12 protein-coding genes and 1 tRNA gene are annotated in these 15,712 nt (G+C 73.3%); 11 read left to right on the plus strand and 2 right to left on the minus strand.

Features of this window, described 5'->3' with window-relative positions:
* Positions 1 to 32: 32 nt before the first annotated feature.
* The 5 genes from ACIGQF_RS16000 to ACIGQF_RS16020 all read left to right on the plus strand — a co-directional run bounded on the left by ACIGQF_RS16000 (position 33) and on the right by ACIGQF_RS16020 (position 5,490).
* On the plus strand, positions 33 to 836 hold the full coding sequence (locus ACIGQF_RS16000) for a (Fe-S)-binding protein (RefSeq protein WP_399710357.1): 804 nt from the start codon (positions 33 to 35) through the stop codon (positions 834 to 836).
* Positions 833 to 2,392, plus strand: a complete 1,560-nt coding sequence (locus tag ACIGQF_RS16005; protein ID WP_399710359.1) for a LutB/LldF family L-lactate oxidation iron-sulfur protein — start codon at positions 833 to 835, stop codon at positions 2,390 to 2,392. Before ACIGQF_RS16000 ends, ACIGQF_RS16005 begins: the two co-directional genes overlap by 4 nt.
* Positions 2,389 to 3,030 (plus strand): lactate utilization protein C, encoded by a 642-nt coding sequence (locus ACIGQF_RS16010; RefSeq protein WP_399710361.1) that lies wholly within the window; start codon positions 2,389 to 2,391, stop codon positions 3,028 to 3,030. Before ACIGQF_RS16005 ends, ACIGQF_RS16010 begins: the two co-directional genes overlap by 4 nt.
* A gap of 76 nt (positions 3,031 to 3,106) precedes the next feature.
* A complete protein-coding gene (locus tag ACIGQF_RS16015; RefSeq protein ID WP_399710363.1) occupies positions 3,107 to 4,231 on the plus strand; it encodes a hypothetical protein in 1,125 nt (374 codons plus the stop codon).
* Complete coding sequence (locus ACIGQF_RS16020; RefSeq protein WP_399710365.1) at positions 4,228 to 5,490, plus strand: hypothetical protein; 1,263 nt, start codon at positions 4,228 to 4,230, stop codon at positions 5,488 to 5,490. The genes ACIGQF_RS16015 and ACIGQF_RS16020 overlap by 4 nt, the downstream gene beginning before the upstream one ends.
* Positions 5,491 to 5,609: 119 nt before the next feature.
* Here ACIGQF_RS16020 and ACIGQF_RS16025 read toward each other — a convergent pair whose 3' ends face one another.
* Positions 5,610 to 8,708, minus strand: a complete 3,099-nt coding sequence (locus ACIGQF_RS16025) for an ATP-binding protein (RefSeq protein WP_399710367.1) — start codon at positions 8,706 to 8,708, stop codon at positions 5,610 to 5,612.
* Positions 8,709 to 8,882: 174 nt separating this feature from the next.
* Here ACIGQF_RS16025 and ACIGQF_RS16030 point away from each other — a divergent pair, with 174 nt between their 5' ends.
* The gene (locus tag ACIGQF_RS16030; RefSeq protein ID WP_399710369.1) at positions 8,883 to 9,374 is read left to right on the plus strand and encodes an MSMEG_6728 family protein; all 492 of its coding nucleotides are present in this window, start codon (positions 8,883 to 8,885) and stop codon (positions 9,372 to 9,374) included.
* Between the two features lie 127 nt (positions 9,375 to 9,501).
* Here ACIGQF_RS16030 and ACIGQF_RS16035 read toward each other — a convergent pair.
* A tRNA-Arg gene (locus ACIGQF_RS16035) sits at positions 9,502 to 9,573 on the minus strand.
* Positions 9,574 to 9,776: 203 nt separating this feature from the next.
* Between ACIGQF_RS16035 and ACIGQF_RS16040 the strand changes: the two genes are divergently transcribed.
* From ACIGQF_RS16040 to thrC, 5 genes are all read left to right on the plus strand, one after another.
* Entirely contained in the window at positions 9,777 to 10,238 is a 462-nt protein-coding gene (locus ACIGQF_RS16040; protein ID WP_399710371.1) for a response regulator, read from the plus strand.
* A 203-nt stretch (positions 10,239 to 10,441) separates the two neighbouring features.
* Positions 10,442 to 11,548 carry an ArgS-related anticodon-binding protein NrtL gene (gene nrtL / locus ACIGQF_RS16045; protein WP_399710373.1) on the plus strand — a complete coding sequence of 369 codons (1,107 nt, stop codon included), beginning with the start codon at positions 10,442 to 10,444 and terminating at the stop codon, positions 11,546 to 11,548.
* A 25-nt stretch (positions 11,549 to 11,573) separates the two neighbouring features.
* Positions 11,574 to 12,965 (plus strand): diaminopimelate decarboxylase, encoded by a 1,392-nt coding sequence (gene lysA, locus ACIGQF_RS16050; RefSeq protein ID WP_399710375.1) that lies wholly within the window; start codon positions 11,574 to 11,576, stop codon positions 12,963 to 12,965.
* 120 nt (positions 12,966 to 13,085) lie between these two features.
* Positions 13,086 to 14,387, plus strand: a complete 1,302-nt coding sequence (locus tag ACIGQF_RS16055) for a homoserine dehydrogenase (RefSeq protein ID WP_399710377.1) — start codon at positions 13,086 to 13,088, stop codon at positions 14,385 to 14,387.
* Positions 14,388 to 14,395: 8 nt separating this feature from the next.
* Positions 14,396 to 15,478 carry a threonine synthase gene (thrC, locus tag ACIGQF_RS16060; protein ID WP_399710379.1) on the plus strand — a complete coding sequence of 361 codons (1,083 nt, stop codon included), beginning with the start codon at positions 14,396 to 14,398 and terminating at the stop codon, positions 15,476 to 15,478.
* The last annotated feature ends 234 nt before the right edge of the window (positions 15,479 to 15,712 follow it).

A 15,712-nucleotide genomic window follows, 5' to 3' on the forward strand; every position in this document is an offset into this window, starting at 1 on the left:
GACGGCTCACGGTCATCCCCCTCGGAGGTCCCATGCGCGTCGGACTCTTCGCCACCTGTCTGGGAGACACGCTCTTCCCCGACGCGGTGAAAGCCACCGCCGTCCTGCTCGCCCGCCTCGGCCACGACGTGGTCTTCCCGCCGGGCCAGACCTGCTGCGGCCAGATGCACGTCAACACCGGCTACCAGCGCGAGCCGGTCCCGCTGGTACGCGGCTTCGCCGAGCAGTTCGGCGACCCCTCGATCGAGGCGGTCGTCATGCCCTCCGGCTCCTGCGCCGGTTCCGTACGCCACCAGCACGAGATCGTCGCCGAGCGGTACGGGGACGAGGCCCTGCGCGCCGGCGTCGCGGCAGTGCAGAACAAGACGTACGAGCTGTCGGAGTTCCTGGTCGACGTGGCGGGCACGACCGACGTCGGCGCGTACTTCCCGCACCGGGTGACGTACCACCCCACCTGCCACTCGCTCCGCATGCTGCGGGTCGGCGAGAAGCCGCTGCGCCTGCTGCGCGCCGTCGAGGCCATCGACCTCGTCGAGCTGCCGGAGGCCGATGCCTGCTGCGGCTTCGGCGGCACCTTCGCGGTCAAGAACGCCGAGACCTCCGCCGCGATGCTCGCCGACAAGACGCGCCATGTCACCGGCACCGGAGCCGAGGTCTGCACGGCCGGCGACTCGTCCTGTCTGATGCACATCGGCGGCGGCCTCTCCCGCATCGAGTCCGGTACCCGCACCCTCCACCTGGCGCAGATCCTCGCGTCCACCCGTACCCGGCCGTACGCCCTGCCGGACCCCGGCACCCACGAGGCGTCCGGCACCCCGCTGGAGGCCGCCCGATGAGCACCACCGCCTACCTGGGCATGCCCACCGTCCCGCCCCGCTCGCCGTACGGCACCGGTAATCTCCGCGGCGACCGGAAGTTCCCCCGGGCCGCCCGCGACGAGCTCCGCAACGACCAGCTGCGCCGCAACCTCGGCAGGGCCACCCACACCATCCGCGCCAAGCGGCTGGCCGTCACCGGCGAACTCCCCGACTGGGAGGCGCTGCGCGACGCCGGCTCCGCGATCAAGACCGACACCATGAACCGCCTCCCCGAGCTGCTGGAACAGCTGGAGGCGAAGGTCACCGAGCACGGCGGCACCGTCCACTGGGCACGCGACGGCGTCGAGGCCAACGCGATCGTCACCCGCCTCGTCCAGGAGACCGGCTCCAACGAGGTCATCAAGGTCAAGTCGATGGCAACCCAGGAGATCGGCCTCAACGAGCACCTCGCGGACCAGGGCATCACGGCGCACGAGACCGACCTCGCCGAGCTGATCGTCCAGCTCGCCGACGACAAGCCGTCCCACATCCTCGTCCCCGCCATCCACCGCAACCGCGACGAGATCCGCGAGATCTTCCGCGACCGCATCCCCGGCGTGGACCCGGACCTGGACTCCGTCCCGGCGCACCTCGCCGCCGCGGCCCGCGCCTACCTCCGCGAGAAGTTCCTGACCACCAAGGTCGCCGTCTCCGGCGCCAACTTCGGCATCGCCGAGACCGGCACCCTCTCGGTCGTGGAGTCCGAGGGCAACGGCCGCATGTGCCTCACCCTCCCCGACACGCTCATCACCGTCATGGGCATCGAGAAGGTGCTCCCGCGCTACGCCGACCTGGAGGTCTTCCTCCAGCTGCTGCCGCGCTCCTCCACCGGCGAGCGGATGAACCCGTACACGTCGATGTGGACGGGCGTGACACCGGGCGACGGCCCGCAGAACTTCCACCTGGTCCTCCTCGACAACGGACGTACCGCGGCCCTCGCCGACAAGGTCGGCCGCCAGGCCCTCAACTGCATCCGCTGCTCGGCCTGCCTGAACGTCTGCCCTGTGTACGAGCGGGCCGGCGGCCACGCGTACGGCTCGACCTACCCCGGCCCCATCGGCGCCGTCCTCACCCCGCAGCTCGCCGGCATGGACGCCGCCAAGAACGACCCCAACAGCTCCCTCCCGTACGCCTCCACGCTCTGCGGCGCCTGCTACGACGCCTGCCCGGTCAAGATCGACATCCCGTCCCTCCTCGTCGAACTCCGCCACCAGCACACCGAGGCCGCCGGCCCGACGGCCGAGAAGCTCGCCATGAAGGCCGCGGCCGCCGTGATGGGCAGGCCGGGGGTGTACCGGTCGGCGCAGAAGGCTTCGGGCCTGGGCCGTGCCCTGGCGGGCCGCGACGGTCGGATCACCCGCCTCCCGCCGCCCTTCAACGGCTGGAGCGACACCCGCGACACCCCGGCCCCGCCGAAGGAGACCTTCCGGTCATGGCTGGCGTCGGAGGCGGGCACGGACGCGATGCGAACCGCGGCAGAGGAAGGGGCGCGGGCCCGTACCGAAGGCACCGGTCCCGCGGAGGAGGAACAGTGACCACACCCACCGGCGCCCGCGACACGGTGCTCGGCCGCATCCGGGACGCGTCGGCCCTCGCGCCCGCTCCCGAGGTGACGATCCCACGCGACTACCGCACCGGCCGCACCCTCCCCACCGACGAGCTCCTGGAACTGCTCACCGACCGCCTGGTCGACTACAAGGCCGAGGTGCACAGCTGCCCGGCCGCGGACACCGCCGAGGTGATCGCCGCCGTACTGCGCGACCACGGGGCCCGGACCATCGGCGTACCGCCCGGCCTCGACCCGTCCTGGCTCACGGCGTACGACGGCGAGGTACGGCACGACTCCGCCGCCACCTCCGCGCCCGAACTCGACGCGCTGGACGGGGTGGTGACCGCCTCCGCCGTCACCTGCGCGGAGACCGGCACCATCTTCCTCGACGCATCGCCCGACCAGGGCCGCCGCGCCCTCACCCTCGTCCCCGACCTCCACGTCTGCGTCGTCGACGCCTCGTCGGTCGAGGCCGGCGTCCCCGAGACCGTGGCCCGCCTCCACCCGACCCGCCCCACCACCCTCATCAGCGGCCCCTCCGCCACCTCCGACATCGAACTGGAGAGGGTCGAGGGCGTACACGGGCCCCGCACGCTGGTGGTGGTGATCCGCACGGACGCCTGAGGTCCGTCCCATGGCCGCACCCCCGCCCCTCCGCTCCGCTGGATAGGATCACCGCTCACGACAACGGGGGGCTGGAGTGACAGGGGAGTGGTGGCGGGGGCGCCGTGCCAAGGCGGCGGCGGCCGCGCTGGTGGTGCTGGTGGGGGCCGGGTTCGGTACGTGGGCGACGGGCAGTTGGCCGTTCGCGGAGGACCGGGCACGGTACTGCTGGGGCGCCTGGGAAGCGGGGAGCGGGCCCGAGTTCCTGGCGGACGCGGCGCTCGACGACGGGGGGAAACGGAAGGCCGAGGAGACCGCGCCCACCCGCCAACGGCCGCGCGGCAGCTGCACGGTGGCGCTCCGTTCCGAGGAGACCTACGGAACGGAGAAGATCGAGATCACGGTCCGGTACGGGCCGGCCCCGGAGGCCGCGGCCGACCGCATGAAGTGGCTCGTGGGGCACCTCGGCGACCGCGCCGTGCCGCTGCCCGACGGGCTCCCCGGCGCCGTCGACGGCGACCAGGCACTGCTCGTCCTGCCGAAGCGGTGCGACACCCGCGACGGCCGGCCGACCGTGGTCACCCTGGACTCCGACGCCAAGCTGACCTCGGCCAACGGGTCCATGGGCACCAGCCCCGGGCTCGGCGGTACCCACTCGGTCGCCGCACTGACCGTCGCGGCGGCCAACCGCGGTATGGCGGCGGCCGGTTGCGCGCCCGACCGTCCGCTGCGCGTCACCTCGCCGGTGCTCACCCTGGCCGAGGACACGGAGCGTGTCTTCACGACGCGCGCGTGCCGTATCCGGGGCATGGAGTTCGGCGAGGGCGCGGCGGACCGCATGGAGTACCAGGTCGGGGCGGTCACCCCGGAGCTCCAGTCCTGCTCCGTACGGACCTCCGGGCTCGACGGCAAGCCCGTCCTGGACGCCCTGATGGTCTCCGGGCCGCGGCTCGACGCGCTCTTCGACGGCGCGGTCGGCGACGCGCCACCGGCACGCGGCTGGCGCGGTACGGGCGTGCTCGGCGCGCACCAGCAGGTGCTGCGGGCGGACTGCGCGGGCCGGTCCACGACCTTCCTGCTGCGCACCCCGGACACGTCCGACCTCGGCAAGGCGACGACCACCCGCTACTTCGAGGCCTTCGCCAACGCCGCGACGCAACGCCTGGGATGTGCACCGGTCGCACCGACCACCGACACCGAGAACGGGGGGACCGGCCGATGACCGGGACGGATGAAGCGTACGCCGGTTCCCATGAGGGCGAGTCCGGTACGCAGAGGACCGCCGGGGGTACGCGGGAGGCGGCCGGGGCGAAGTCCGGCGCCCCGGAGGCCAAGGAGGCGAACTCCTGCGCCCGCGTGGGCGTGCTCGGCACCGGCCCCTTCGTACCACGTACGCGCTGGTGGCACTGGCGCCGGCTGACGCGCGGCCGGCTGCGGCCCGCGCTGGCCGCCGCGGTCGCCGGGGCGCTGCTCGGCGGCACGGCCGTGGCCTGGCAGGCGGAAGCGGGCCCGTTCGCGGGCGGCGGGCGCTCCTGCTGGGGCGCGCTGGGCAGCAGTGATGTCGCAGGGCTCCTCGGCGGGAGTACGGACATCGACAGCGTCGACACGCCGATCGAGGGTTCCCCGATCGGGGGCGACGGCCCCTCCGGTCAGTGCGTCCTGCACGCCGCCGACGGCGACCGGGTCACCGTGCAGATCCACCGGCTCGACAACCGGTTCGGCGGCTCGGGCGACCAGTGGGCCGACGAGTTCCTGTCGGCCCGGCTGAGCCCGCTGGGCGGCGGCATGCTGGGGATGGCCTCGGACACCCGCGCCTGGCTGGCCGTACCGGACGGCTGCGTCGGCCGGTCGGGCACCGGCAACGGTCCGGTGGTGGTCGACGTGACGACCGGCCCCACCCTGTACGACGACGCCGTCGAGACCGACGACCGTGCCCGGCTCGCCCGTACGGTGGTCAAGCTGGTCAACCACTACACGGCCGACAGAGGCTGCGAGGGCACGCTCGCCGACCCGGTGTCCCGGCTCCCGCGGCCGGGCGAGCCCCTGGCCGAGAAGTCCGACGCCGTCTGCGGCATCGAGGGGCTGCGGGCGCCCGGCAAGGGGTGGTTCTCCGCGTACCGGCCCAGGGTGACGCGGGGGACGGGCCCCGTCCGCACCTGCGACCGCAACGTCTCCTTCCACCACCCCGACCTGCGGCTGATGACCATCGAGGACCCGCGCCTCGCCGTCATCTACGACCGGCAGGCGTACGACGGCGGCCAGCGGATCAAGGCGGCCGAGTCGGACGGCCACGGCATCCTCCGGCCCGACCTCGCCCTGTTCCAGGCGTCCTGCCCGATCGGCGACGTCACGTTCCTCATGCGCGCCGACGACGCCGACCGCGCCGCCCTCATCCGCGCCCTCTTCCCCCAGTACGCGGCAGAGGAAGCCGACCGCCTCGGCTGCGGCCCGCTGCGGATCTCCTTGCCGGCGGGGGAGTGAGGCCGGGGAGCGCGACGGGGGAGTCCGCGCGATGGGGAGCGCGTCCGGGGGAGCGGAGGCCGTAGGCGTGCAGGCAGTGGGGGCGGCTTCCCCCCCACTCCCGCGCGCCCGCGCCGCCCTCACCCCCCGACCGACGCCCCCGTCACCCCCGCGCGCGAGGTCACGCCCAGCTTGCGCAGCACCTTCGCCACGTGCTGCTCCACCGTGCGGGGCGAGAGGAACAGCACGTCGGCGATCTCCCGGTTGGTGTGTCCCAGGGCCACCAGCCGGGCCACCTCGCGCTCCCGGGGTGACAGCTCGTCCCCGTAACCGCGCCGGCCGCGCCGCGACGGCGTCACCACCCCGTTGCCCCGCAGCACCCGGCGGCAGCGTGCCGCGTCCCGCGTGGCGCCCAGCCCCGCGAAGACATCGGCGAGTTCGGCGACCGCGCCCGCCGCGTCCCGGTCCCCGGCCGCCAGCCGGCAGCGCGCCGCCGCCTCGGCGGCCCGGGCCTCGGAGTACGGCCGCGGCAGCGCGGCGTACCCGTCCCGCGCCCGGCCGAACGCGGCCACCGCCTCCCCGTACCGCTCACGCGCGCACGCCACCACGCCCCGGCACACCTCCGCCGCGGCCGCCGCCAGCGGCGCGTCGATCCCGGCGGCCGCCCCCGCGAACTCCTCGCCCAGCGCCGCCGCCTCACCGCCGCGCCCGCTCCGTACGAGGGCGGTCACCGCCATGGGGACGAGGTCGCCGCCCCACGCCCAGATGCCCTTGCGGCGTACCCGGGCGACCGCCCGCTCCGCCTCCGCGCAGGCCGCCGCCGGCTCGCCGCGCGCGAGGAGCACCCGGACCATCGCGCCGGACGCGGCGGCCAGGATCGGCGCCGGCGCGTTGGCCGGGTCGTCCAGCGCCGCGGCGCCCAGTTCCGCCGCGGCCTCCTCCCACTCGCCGCGGGCGACGGCGAGCCAGCCCAGTACGAGATGCGCGTCGGCGGAGATGCCGGAGACCCCCTGCACCACGTCGAGCACCTGCCGCGCCCGGTCGTCCAGCCCCTGCCACCGGCCGCCGTGCCACTCCAGCCGCAGCGCGGTGCCGTCGATGATGCCCTGCAGGAACGGCGCGCCGCACTCGGCAGCGAGCCGCGTCCCGGTACGGCGGAAGTGCTCGGCGCGGTCGTGGTGGCCCAGCCAGGCGGCCGCCTCCGCGACGTTGCCGCACAGCCGGGCGGCCTGGAGCCGTTCGGCCGTCGTCCGGCCCGCGCGCACCATCTCCTCGACGTCCGCCCAGACGCCCGGTTCGCCCTTGCTCGCCCGCAGCGCGAGGTGGTTGCCGCGTACCGCCATCCGCAGGGCGGGATCCGCCTGCCCGGCGACCGCCTGACCCGCGACCAGCTCCTCGGCCCGTTCCGCCCACCGCTGATGCACGGCGTACGGGTGCTCGCCCCAGCTGGGCATCGCCAGGGCCGCCATGCCCCGGGCCGCCAGCGCCGGCCGCTCCCGCAGCTCGGCCACGGCGGTCTCGGTGTCGGCCCGCCCCTGCTCGTAGTCGCCGGCCTGGTTGTGCTGCAGCAGTCCGAGGTTGAGGCGGATCTCGCCGCGTACGGCGACGGGCAGGCCGCGGTCGCGTACGACGCGTTCGAGCAGCCGGGCCGCCCTGCGGAACGACAGCCCGATGACGGCGACGCGGCTCAGCTCCGTCGCCAGCCGGCCGCGCTCGGCGGCCCCCAGCCGCTGGTCGGACAGCAGACCCTCCAGGATCTCCACGACGACCGCGGTGTCGCCCATCTCCCGCGCCGCCTCGGCCGCCGCCTCCCCGTACCGCAGCCAGGCGGCCAGGTCACCGGCCTGCCGTGCGTGGTACGCCAGCTGCACCAACGGCGGCGGCTCGGCCCCGGCGAGCGCGGCCACGGCCCTCTCGTGCAGCCGCCGCCGGTCCACCCCCGCCAGCCCGCCGTACACCGCCTGCTGCGCGAGCGTGTGCCGGAACCCGTACCGATCGCCCCCGCAGTCGTAGAGCACCCCGGCCCGCAACGCCTCCCGGATCCCGTCCCCGACCTCGCCGGCCCCCAGCGCTTCCCGCCTGCCGTCACCCGCCTCGCCGGCCCGCGACGCTTCCCACCTCCCGCCCCCGATCCCGCCGGCGCCCGCTGCCGCCGAGGCTTCCCCGGCATCCGCGGCTTCCCCGGTCGCTCCGGCTTCCGTGGCTTCCGCGGCTTCCCTGGCCTCCCCGGTCGTCCGGGCGGCCGTCGCCGCCATCCGGGTGGCCGTCGCCGCGATCAGCTCCTCACCGGCCGGAACGCGCAGCACGGCAACGGCGTGCACCACGGCGGCAGCGGCCCCGGACAGCCCGCCCATCCGCTCCGCCATGGCGTCCCGCAGCAGCGCGGGAACCTCCAGCGCGTCCAGCGTCTCGCGCGCCGTGCCGCTGCCGAGCCGCCCCGCCGCACCCTCGTACCCGTTCCCGTCCAGCGCGCGCAGGACCTCTTCCAGCACGAGAGGGATACCGGCCGTCCGCTCGTGCAGCCCGGCGGCGAACGCGGCCGACACCTCCGTGCCCCCGCCGATCGCGGCGGCCAGACTCCGCACACCGGCCACGTCCAGCGGCCCCAGCCGCAGCAGAGCCGCCGTGGTCCCCGGCGGCTCCCGGTACGCCCGCCCCAACGGCAGCGTCCCACCCGGCAGATCCTCCCGCCGGTAACTGAGCACCGTGGCCATCCCGCCCGGCGGATCGTCCACGAGAAACCGCACCAGGTCCCGCGTCCCGTCATCCGCCCAGTGCAGATCCTCCACGACCACGACCACCGGCCCGAGCGCCGCCAGCAGCTCCCGCACCGCCCGGAACAGCCGGTGCCGCCCCGCCCGGTGATCCGGCAAGGGCTCCGGCGCGGGCGGCAGCGACGCCGCCAGCTCCGGCAGATACGGCCGCAGCGCCCCGCACACCGCACTCAGCCGCCCGACGACGGCGCCCATCCGCCCGTCCAACTGCCGCAACAGATCAAAGACAGGCCCGTACGGAAACGGCTCACGCAACGGATGACACGTACCGAGCAGAACCTGTCGCCCCCGCATCGCCGGCTGCGCCAGCGCCTCCCGGATCAACCGGGTCTTCCCGATCCCCGCCTCGCCCTCCACGAGTACGACGGACGGCGCCTGCCCGAGCGCGTCCACCAGGGCACGCAGCTCCCCGCTGCGGCCGACGAGTACCGGCGCCCCGGACCGACGGAAGGCGGAACGCAGCATCAGCATCTCCGACCCGAACACGAAACCGTGACCTGCCGCGACCACCCGTTCCCGCTACCCCCGGTCACCGCGGTTGACCGCGAAACTACTTCCCCGCCCCCACCCTGACAAGACGCGCCGCCCGACGCGGCCGGGGGCCGATTACACCCGCAAGCGACCGGTTACGCATCCCCCATGCAGACATTCCTCCCGTACCCGGACTTCGCGGCCTCCGCCGCGGTCCTCGACGCCCGCCGCCTCGGCAAACAGCGCGTCGAGGCCCTCCAGGTCCTGCGCGGCCTCACCGTCCCCGGCTACGGCTGGCGCCACCACCCGGCGGTCCGCATGTGGACGGGCTACGAGGAGGCCCTCGTCCGGTACGGCCTGGAAATCTGCCAAGCCTGGACCGCAACCGGCCGCCAGGACACCTGCGCCGGCACCCTCACCCAGGACTACACCGCAACCTTCCCCGAAGCCCCCACAGCACCCCGCACGTACAAACAACTGGCGTCCTCCGCCAACCTCCCCAACTGGCTGGGCGACCCCGCCTTCCACCGCAGCCACCAATCAGCCCTACTCACCAAGGACCCGGTCCACTACACCCCACACTTCCCAGACGTCCCCCGAGGCCTGCCGTACGTATGGCCGACATCGGACCGGGCCCCCACCCCGCCCAACTCCCTCTGACGCCAAGGCCGCCCCCGGGATCGTCCCGCGACAACGACGAAGAGCCGGACCCAGTGAGACTGGGTCCGGCCCTTCGTACTTGGCACTTGGGCTGGTCAGCGGTGCCATCACGCTGATCCGGCTTCTGTGCCCCCGGCAGGATTCGAACCTGCGCACACGGCTCCGGAGGCCGTTGCTCTATCCCCTGAGCTACGGGGGCGTGTCGGGCGCTGTGCGCTTGCGACGGGTAGAACACTACCAGCTCGGGCGGGGTGGTCATGAACGGGTTTCGGGAGGATGTCGAACGTCGGTCTCTAGCGCATGGGGGCGGGGTGGCCGCGGTGATCGGGGAAAGGTCCCCCGCACGTGGCGGAAGTGGGGAAAACCCGGACGCAGCAGGTGGCAGGCGCTTAGTCTCAATATGTGCCTGGCTTGCCCGGCCGGGTCCTTGTTGTCGACGACAACAAGGTCATCCGGCAGTTGATCAGGGTCAATCTCGAGCTGGAGGGCTTCGAGGTCGTGACCGCGGCTGATGGTGCCGAGTGCCTCGACATCGTGCACGACGTGTGTCCTGATGTGGTGACGCTCGATGTCGTCATGCCGCGGCTGAACGGACTGCGTACTGCCGAGAGGCTGCGCGCCGATCCGCGTACCCGGAAGCTCCCGATCGCCATCATCAGCGCGTGCACGCAGCTGGAGGTGGACAGCGGGGAAGCGCTCGGGGTGGACGCGTTCCTCGCCAAGCCGTTCGAGCCGGTCGAGCTGATACGGACCGTGCGCCAGTTGCTGAGCGGGGCCCATGGCTCCGGCCCCGGGGGCGGGTCGGCGGACGGGGCGGCCGATGCCGATCCGGATTCCGAGCCCGCCGCCCGGCCTACGGGGTGACATGGCCGGCACGGCGGGCAGCGGGAAGGGGAGCGGGAGTGGGAAGGGGAGTGGGGCCCGGCCCGCCTCGCGTCCGGGTGGACCCGCCGCCCTGCGTGAGGGGGAGTTCGTCGCGCTGCTGAAAGCCCGGTGTCCGGGTCGGCGGTGTCCGAAGGGCGAAACCCGTTCGCATACCCGCCCCCCTTCTCCCATACGCTTGTCCTGTGACTCCCGCTGAGCTCTCCCGCACCGTCCTGCGCTCCGTGCGCGGTGCTGTCGAGGCGCGGGAGCTCGTGCTGGCTGAGGGCGCTCTGCCCGAGCGGGTGGAGGTGGCTCCGCCGCCGCATGACGGGTGTGGGGATTACGCCACGAATGTCGCGCTGCGGCTGGCGAAGGATGTGGGTGCGCCGCCCCGAGAGGTCGCGGGGGTCGTCGCCAAGCGGCTGGCCCGTGTGCCGGGGATCGCGGCGGTGGATGTCGCCGGGCCCGGATTCCTGAACATCACGCTGGGGGGCGACGCCCCTGCCGCACTCGTCCGGGAAGTGCTGGCGGCGGGTACCGCGTACGGCCGACGCGGGCGACTCCCCGAGAACGCCTCCCCGGGCGCCGACCTCACCTCGCCGCCCGTCGACCTGCGTCCGGCCCCCGGGCCCCGGGCTGCCGCTGTCGCGGACGCGTTGCGGGCGATCATGGAAGCCGCGGGGGAGGGGGCCCGGCCCGGCGGGGAAGCCGTGCGGCCCGTCCCCGTGAAGGACACGGCCGGGGGGTACGTCACCGCCGAAGAGCTGCTCGCGCGGCTCGGGCGGGACGAGATGCGGTGGGTGCTGCTGTACCCCGCCGCGCATGATCACGTGCGGGTTCCGGAGCGGCCGGTGCAGCGGGAGGGCAATCCGCGGTTCCTGGTCCAGTACGCGTACGCTCGTACGTGCGCAGTGCTGCGTAACGCCCATGACCTGGGCGTACTCCCCGCAGGCGTCGATGAAGCCGCTGCGGAGCAAGCGGTCGTCGCCCGCACCGGGGCCGGCGCCGCCACGGGCCCCGTCGACGGCGGAGCCGCCGTCCCCTACACGTCCCTTCACGCCGCACTGGCCGCCTACCCCGCGGTCCTCGAAGCCGCTGCGCGGCTGCGGGCGCCCGACCGGCTGGCGCGGCATCTGGAAGTGACCGCCGACGCCGTCCTCCGCTTCCTTGCCAGTTGTCCGCCGCTTCCCGCCGGAGAGCAGAAACCCATGGCCGTTCACCGCGCCCGGCTGGCCGTCGCCCAGGCCGCCGGTACGGTGCTCGCGAACGGTCTGACCCTGCTGGGCGTCTCCGCACCCGAACACCTCTGAACCTCCGAGGGGATCTCCCACCGTCATGAGCCGTTCCGCGCACCCCGCAGGGCCCCGCCACGCCGACGTACTGCCCGAGGGCCACTACACCGCTCCGCCCGCCGACCTGAACGACCTGGACCCGCGGGTCTGGTCCCGGACGGTCCGGCGGAACGCCGACGGTGTCGTCACCGTTGGCGGGATGAGCGTTGCTGAACTGAAGGAGCAGTTCGGTACGCCTGCTTACTTCCTGGATGAGGACGACTTCCGGGAGCGGTGCCGGGCCTGGAAGGACGCCTTCGGGGAGGAGGCCGATGTCTTCTACGCCGGGAAGGCGTTCCTGTCGCGGGCCATCGTGCGGTGGCTGCACGAGGAGGGCCTGAACCTCGACGTCTGCTCCGCGGGCGAGCTGGCCACGGCGCTCGCGGCCGGGATGCCGGCGGAGCGGATCGCGCTGCACGGCAACAACAAGAGCGAGGGCGAGATCCGGCGGGCCGTGGAGGCCGGGGTCGGGCGGATCGTCGTCGACTCCTTCCAGGAGATCGCGCGGGTCGCGCACGTCGCCGACCAGCTGGGGAAGCGGCAGGCGGTGCAGATCCGGGTGACCGTGGGTGTGGAGGCGCACACCCACGAGTTCATCGCCACCGCGCACGAGGACCAGAAGTTCGGCATCGCGCTGGCCGACGGGCAGGCCGCCGAGGCCGTGCGCCGGGTGCTGAAGCTGGACGGGCTGGAGCTGACCGGCATCCACTCGCACATCGGCTCGCAGATCTTCGACATGGCCGGGTTCGAGGTGTCGGCGCGGCGCGTCGTGCAGCTGCTGGCGGACGTGCGGGAGGAGCACGGGGTCGAGCTGCCGGAGATCGACCTGGGCGGTGGGCTCGGCATCGCCTACACCTCGGACGACGACCCCCGGGAGCCGCACGAGATCGCGAAGGCGCTCAGGGAGATCGTGCGGCACGAGTGCGAGGCCGCCGGGCTGGCCGTGCCGCGCCTCTCGGTCGAGCCGGGCCGCGCCATCGTGGGCCCGACCGCGTTCACCCTCTATGAGGTGGGCACGGTCAAGGAGCTGGAAGGCCTGCGGACGTATGTCAGCGTCGACGGCGGGATGTCGGACAATATCCGTACGGCGCTGTACGACGCGGAGTACAGCGCGGCGCTGGTCTCGCGGACCTCGGACGCCGCGCCGATGCTCTCGCGGGTGGTCGGCAAGCACTGCGAGAGCGGTGACATCGTCGTGCGGGACGCGTTCCTGCCGTCGGACCTGGCGCCGGGCGACCTGCTGGCCGTGCCGGCGACCGGTGCGTACTGCCGGTCGATGGCCAGCAACTACAACCACGCGCTGCGGCCGCCGGTCGTGGCCGTGAGCCAGGGCGAGGCCCGGGTGATCGTCCGGCGCGAGACGGAGGAAGATCTCCTGCGGCTCGATGTCGGATAAGTGAAATAGATGTCTCGCCATCTGGACCAAGGGTAAGAATTCCGGTCCGGTGGGTGAGACTGGTCCATTGCGAACAGGCCCCGTTCCTTCGGGGCCGCAACACGGAAGAGCAGAGGTCGAATGATGCGTACGCGTCCGCTGAAGGTGGCGCTCCTGGGCTGTGGTGTGGTCGGCTCAGAGGTGGCGCGCATCATGACGACGCACGCTGACGACCTCGCGGCCCGGATCGGCGCTCCGGTGGAGCTGGCGGGCATCGCCGTGCGCCGCCCGGACCGGGTGCGCGAGGGCGTGCCCGCCGAGCTGGTCACCACCGACGCGACCGCGCTGGTCAAGCGGGGCGACATCGACGTGGTGATCGAGGTCATCGGCGGCATCGAGCCGGCCCGGAAGCTCATCACCACCGCCTTCGAGCACGGCGCGAGCGTGGTCTCCGCCAACAAGGCGCTGGTCGCGGCGGACGGCGCGGCGCTGCACGCGGCCGCCGAGGAGCACGGCGCCGACCTGTACTACGAGGCCGCGGTGGCCGGTGCGATCCCGCTGGTCCGCCCGCTGCGCGAGTCGCTGGCCGGGGACAAGGTCAACCGGGTGCTCGGCATCGTGAACGGCACGACCAACTTCATCCTGGACCGGATGGACAGCAGTGGCGCCGGGTACAGCGAGGCGCTCGACGAGGCCACCGCGCTCGGGTACGCCGAGGCCGACCCGACCGCGGACGTCGAGGGCTTCGACGCCGCCGCCAAGGCCGCGATCCTGGCGGGCATCGCCTTCCACACCCGCGTGACCATCGACGACGTGCACCGCGAGGGCCTCACCGAGGTCACCGCGGCCGACATCGCCTCCGCCAAGCGCATGGGCTGCACGGTCAAGCTGCTGGCGATCTGCGAGCGGGCCGCGGACGGTGCCTCGGTCACCGCGCGGGTGCACCCCGCGATGATCCCGCTGACCCACCCGCTGGCGTCCGTGCGTGAGGCGTACAACGCCGTCTTCGTGGAGTCGGACGCCGCCGGACAGCTGATGTTCTACGGTCCCGGCGCCGGCGGCTCGCCGACCGCCTCGGCCGTCCTCGGCGACCTGGTCGCGGTCTGCCGCAACAAGCTCAGCGAGGCCACCGGGCCGGGCGAGTCCGCGTACACACAGCTCCCGGTCGGCCCCATGGGCGACGTCGTCACCCGCTACCACATCAGCCTCGATGTGGCCGACAAACCCGGCGTCCTGGCCCAGGTCGCCATGGTCTTCGCCGAGCACGGCGTATCGATCGATACGGTGCGCCAGCAAGGCCGGCCGGACGGAGGCGGCGAGGCGTCCCTCGTCGTCGTCACCCACCGCGCCGCCGACGCGGCGCTGTCCTCGACCGTCGAGGCGCTGCGCAATCTGGACACCGTCCGGGGCGTCGCCAGCATCATGCGGGTCGAAGGGGAGTAAAGGAACCCATGTCTGCCATTACCAGCGCCGGTACCACCCACCAGTGGCGCGGCATCATCGAGGAGTACCGCGACCGCCTGCCGGTCAAGGACACGACCGAGGTCGTCACCCTGCGCGAGGGCGGTACGCCTCTCGTGCCGGCGCAGGTGCTCTCCGAGCGCACCGGCTGTGAGGTGCACCTCAAGGTCGAGGGCGCCAACCCTACCGGTTCCTTCAAGGACCGCGGCATGACGATGGCCATCACCCGGGCCAAGGAGGAGGGTGCGCAGGCCGTCATCTGCGCCTCCACCGGCAACACTTCGGCCTCCGCCGCGGCGTACGCCGTGCGTGCCCGTATGGTCAGCGCCGTGCTGGTCCCGCAGGGCAAGATCGCCCTCGGCAAGATGGGCCAGGCCCTGGTGCACGGGGCGAAGATTCTCCAGGTCGACGGGAATTTCGACGACTGTCTGACGCTCGCCCGCGGGCTCTCGGAGAAGTATCCGGTCGCACTTGTGAACTCCGTCAACCCGGTCCGCATCGAGGGCCAGAAGACCGCGGCCTTCGAAATCGTGGACATGCTGGGCGACGCGCCCGACATCCACGTGCTGCCGGTCGGCAACGCCGGCAACATCACCGCGTACTGGAAGGGCTACAAGGAGTACGCGGCGGACGGGATCTCCTCCCGCGCGCCGCGCATGTGGGGCTTCCAGGCGTCCGGCAGCGCGCCGATCGTGCGCGGCGAGGTGGTCAAGGACCCGAGCACGATCGCCACCGCGATCCGCATCGGCAACCCGGCCTCCTGGTCCTTCGCGGAGGCCGCGCGGGACGAGTCGGGCGGTGCCATCGACGAGGTGACCGACCGTCAGATCCTCGCTGCGTACCGCCTGTTGGCCTCGCAGGAGGGGGTCTTCGTGGAGCCGGCCTCGGCCGCTTCGGTGGCCGGTCTGCTGAAGGCCGCAGAAGAGGGCAGGGTCGACCGGGGCCAGAAGATCGTGTGCACCGTGACCGGCAACGGCCTGAAGGACCCGGACTGGGCGGTGGCCGGCGCGCCGCAGCCGGTGACGGTCCCGGTCGACGCGGACGCCGCCGCCGAGCGGCTGGGCCTGGCGTAAGGCATCTGTCGTAAGACAAAAATTCGACCGGAAACAGCCGGTCGGAACGGTCCTGACGGGGTCGGCGCGCGTGTCGCACCGGCCCCGTACGGCCCGCAGGGCAAATCCTGCAAAGGCTGCAAAGTGAGTGGTGTGGCATGAGAGGGCGCGCGACACGCATCGTGCGCCTCCCGTGCGCCCTATGTCGCCACTGAACCTTCCTTCGATAGGCTGGCAGCCAACTCCCCTCCCCAC

This window comes from Streptomyces sp. NPDC053560 (assembly GCF_044544605.1).
Taxonomy (GTDB): Bacteria; Actinomycetota; Actinomycetes; order Streptomycetales; family Streptomycetaceae; genus Streptomyces.

Bases quoted from the DNA above. Each gene is read 5' to 3' on its own strand.
- ACIGQF_RS16000 (WP_399710357.1), top strand. From the start codon at position 33: ATGCGCGTCGGACTCTTCGCCACCTGTCTGGGAGACACGCTCTTCCCC.
- ACIGQF_RS16005 (WP_399710359.1), top strand. From the start codon at position 833: ATGAGCACCACCGCCTACCTGGGCATGCCCACCGTCCCGCCCCGCTCG.
- ACIGQF_RS16020 (WP_399710365.1), top strand. From the start codon at position 4,228: ATGACCGGGACGGATGAAGCGTACGCCGGTTCCCATGAGGGCGAGTCC.
- ACIGQF_RS16025 (WP_399710367.1), bottom strand. From the start codon at position 8,708: ATGCTGCGTTCCGCCTTCCGTCGGTCCGGGGCGCCGGTACTCGTCGGC.
- ACIGQF_RS16030 (WP_399710369.1), top strand. From the start codon at position 8,883: ATGCAGACATTCCTCCCGTACCCGGACTTCGCGGCCTCCGCCGCGGTC.
- lysA (WP_399710375.1), top strand. From the start codon at position 11,574: ATGAGCCGTTCCGCGCACCCCGCAGGGCCCCGCCACGCCGACGTACTG.
- ACIGQF_RS16055 (WP_399710377.1), top strand. From the start codon at position 13,086: ATGATGCGTACGCGTCCGCTGAAGGTGGCGCTCCTGGGCTGTGGTGTG.
- thrC (WP_399710379.1), top strand. From the start codon at position 14,396: ATGTCTGCCATTACCAGCGCCGGTACCACCCACCAGTGGCGCGGCATC.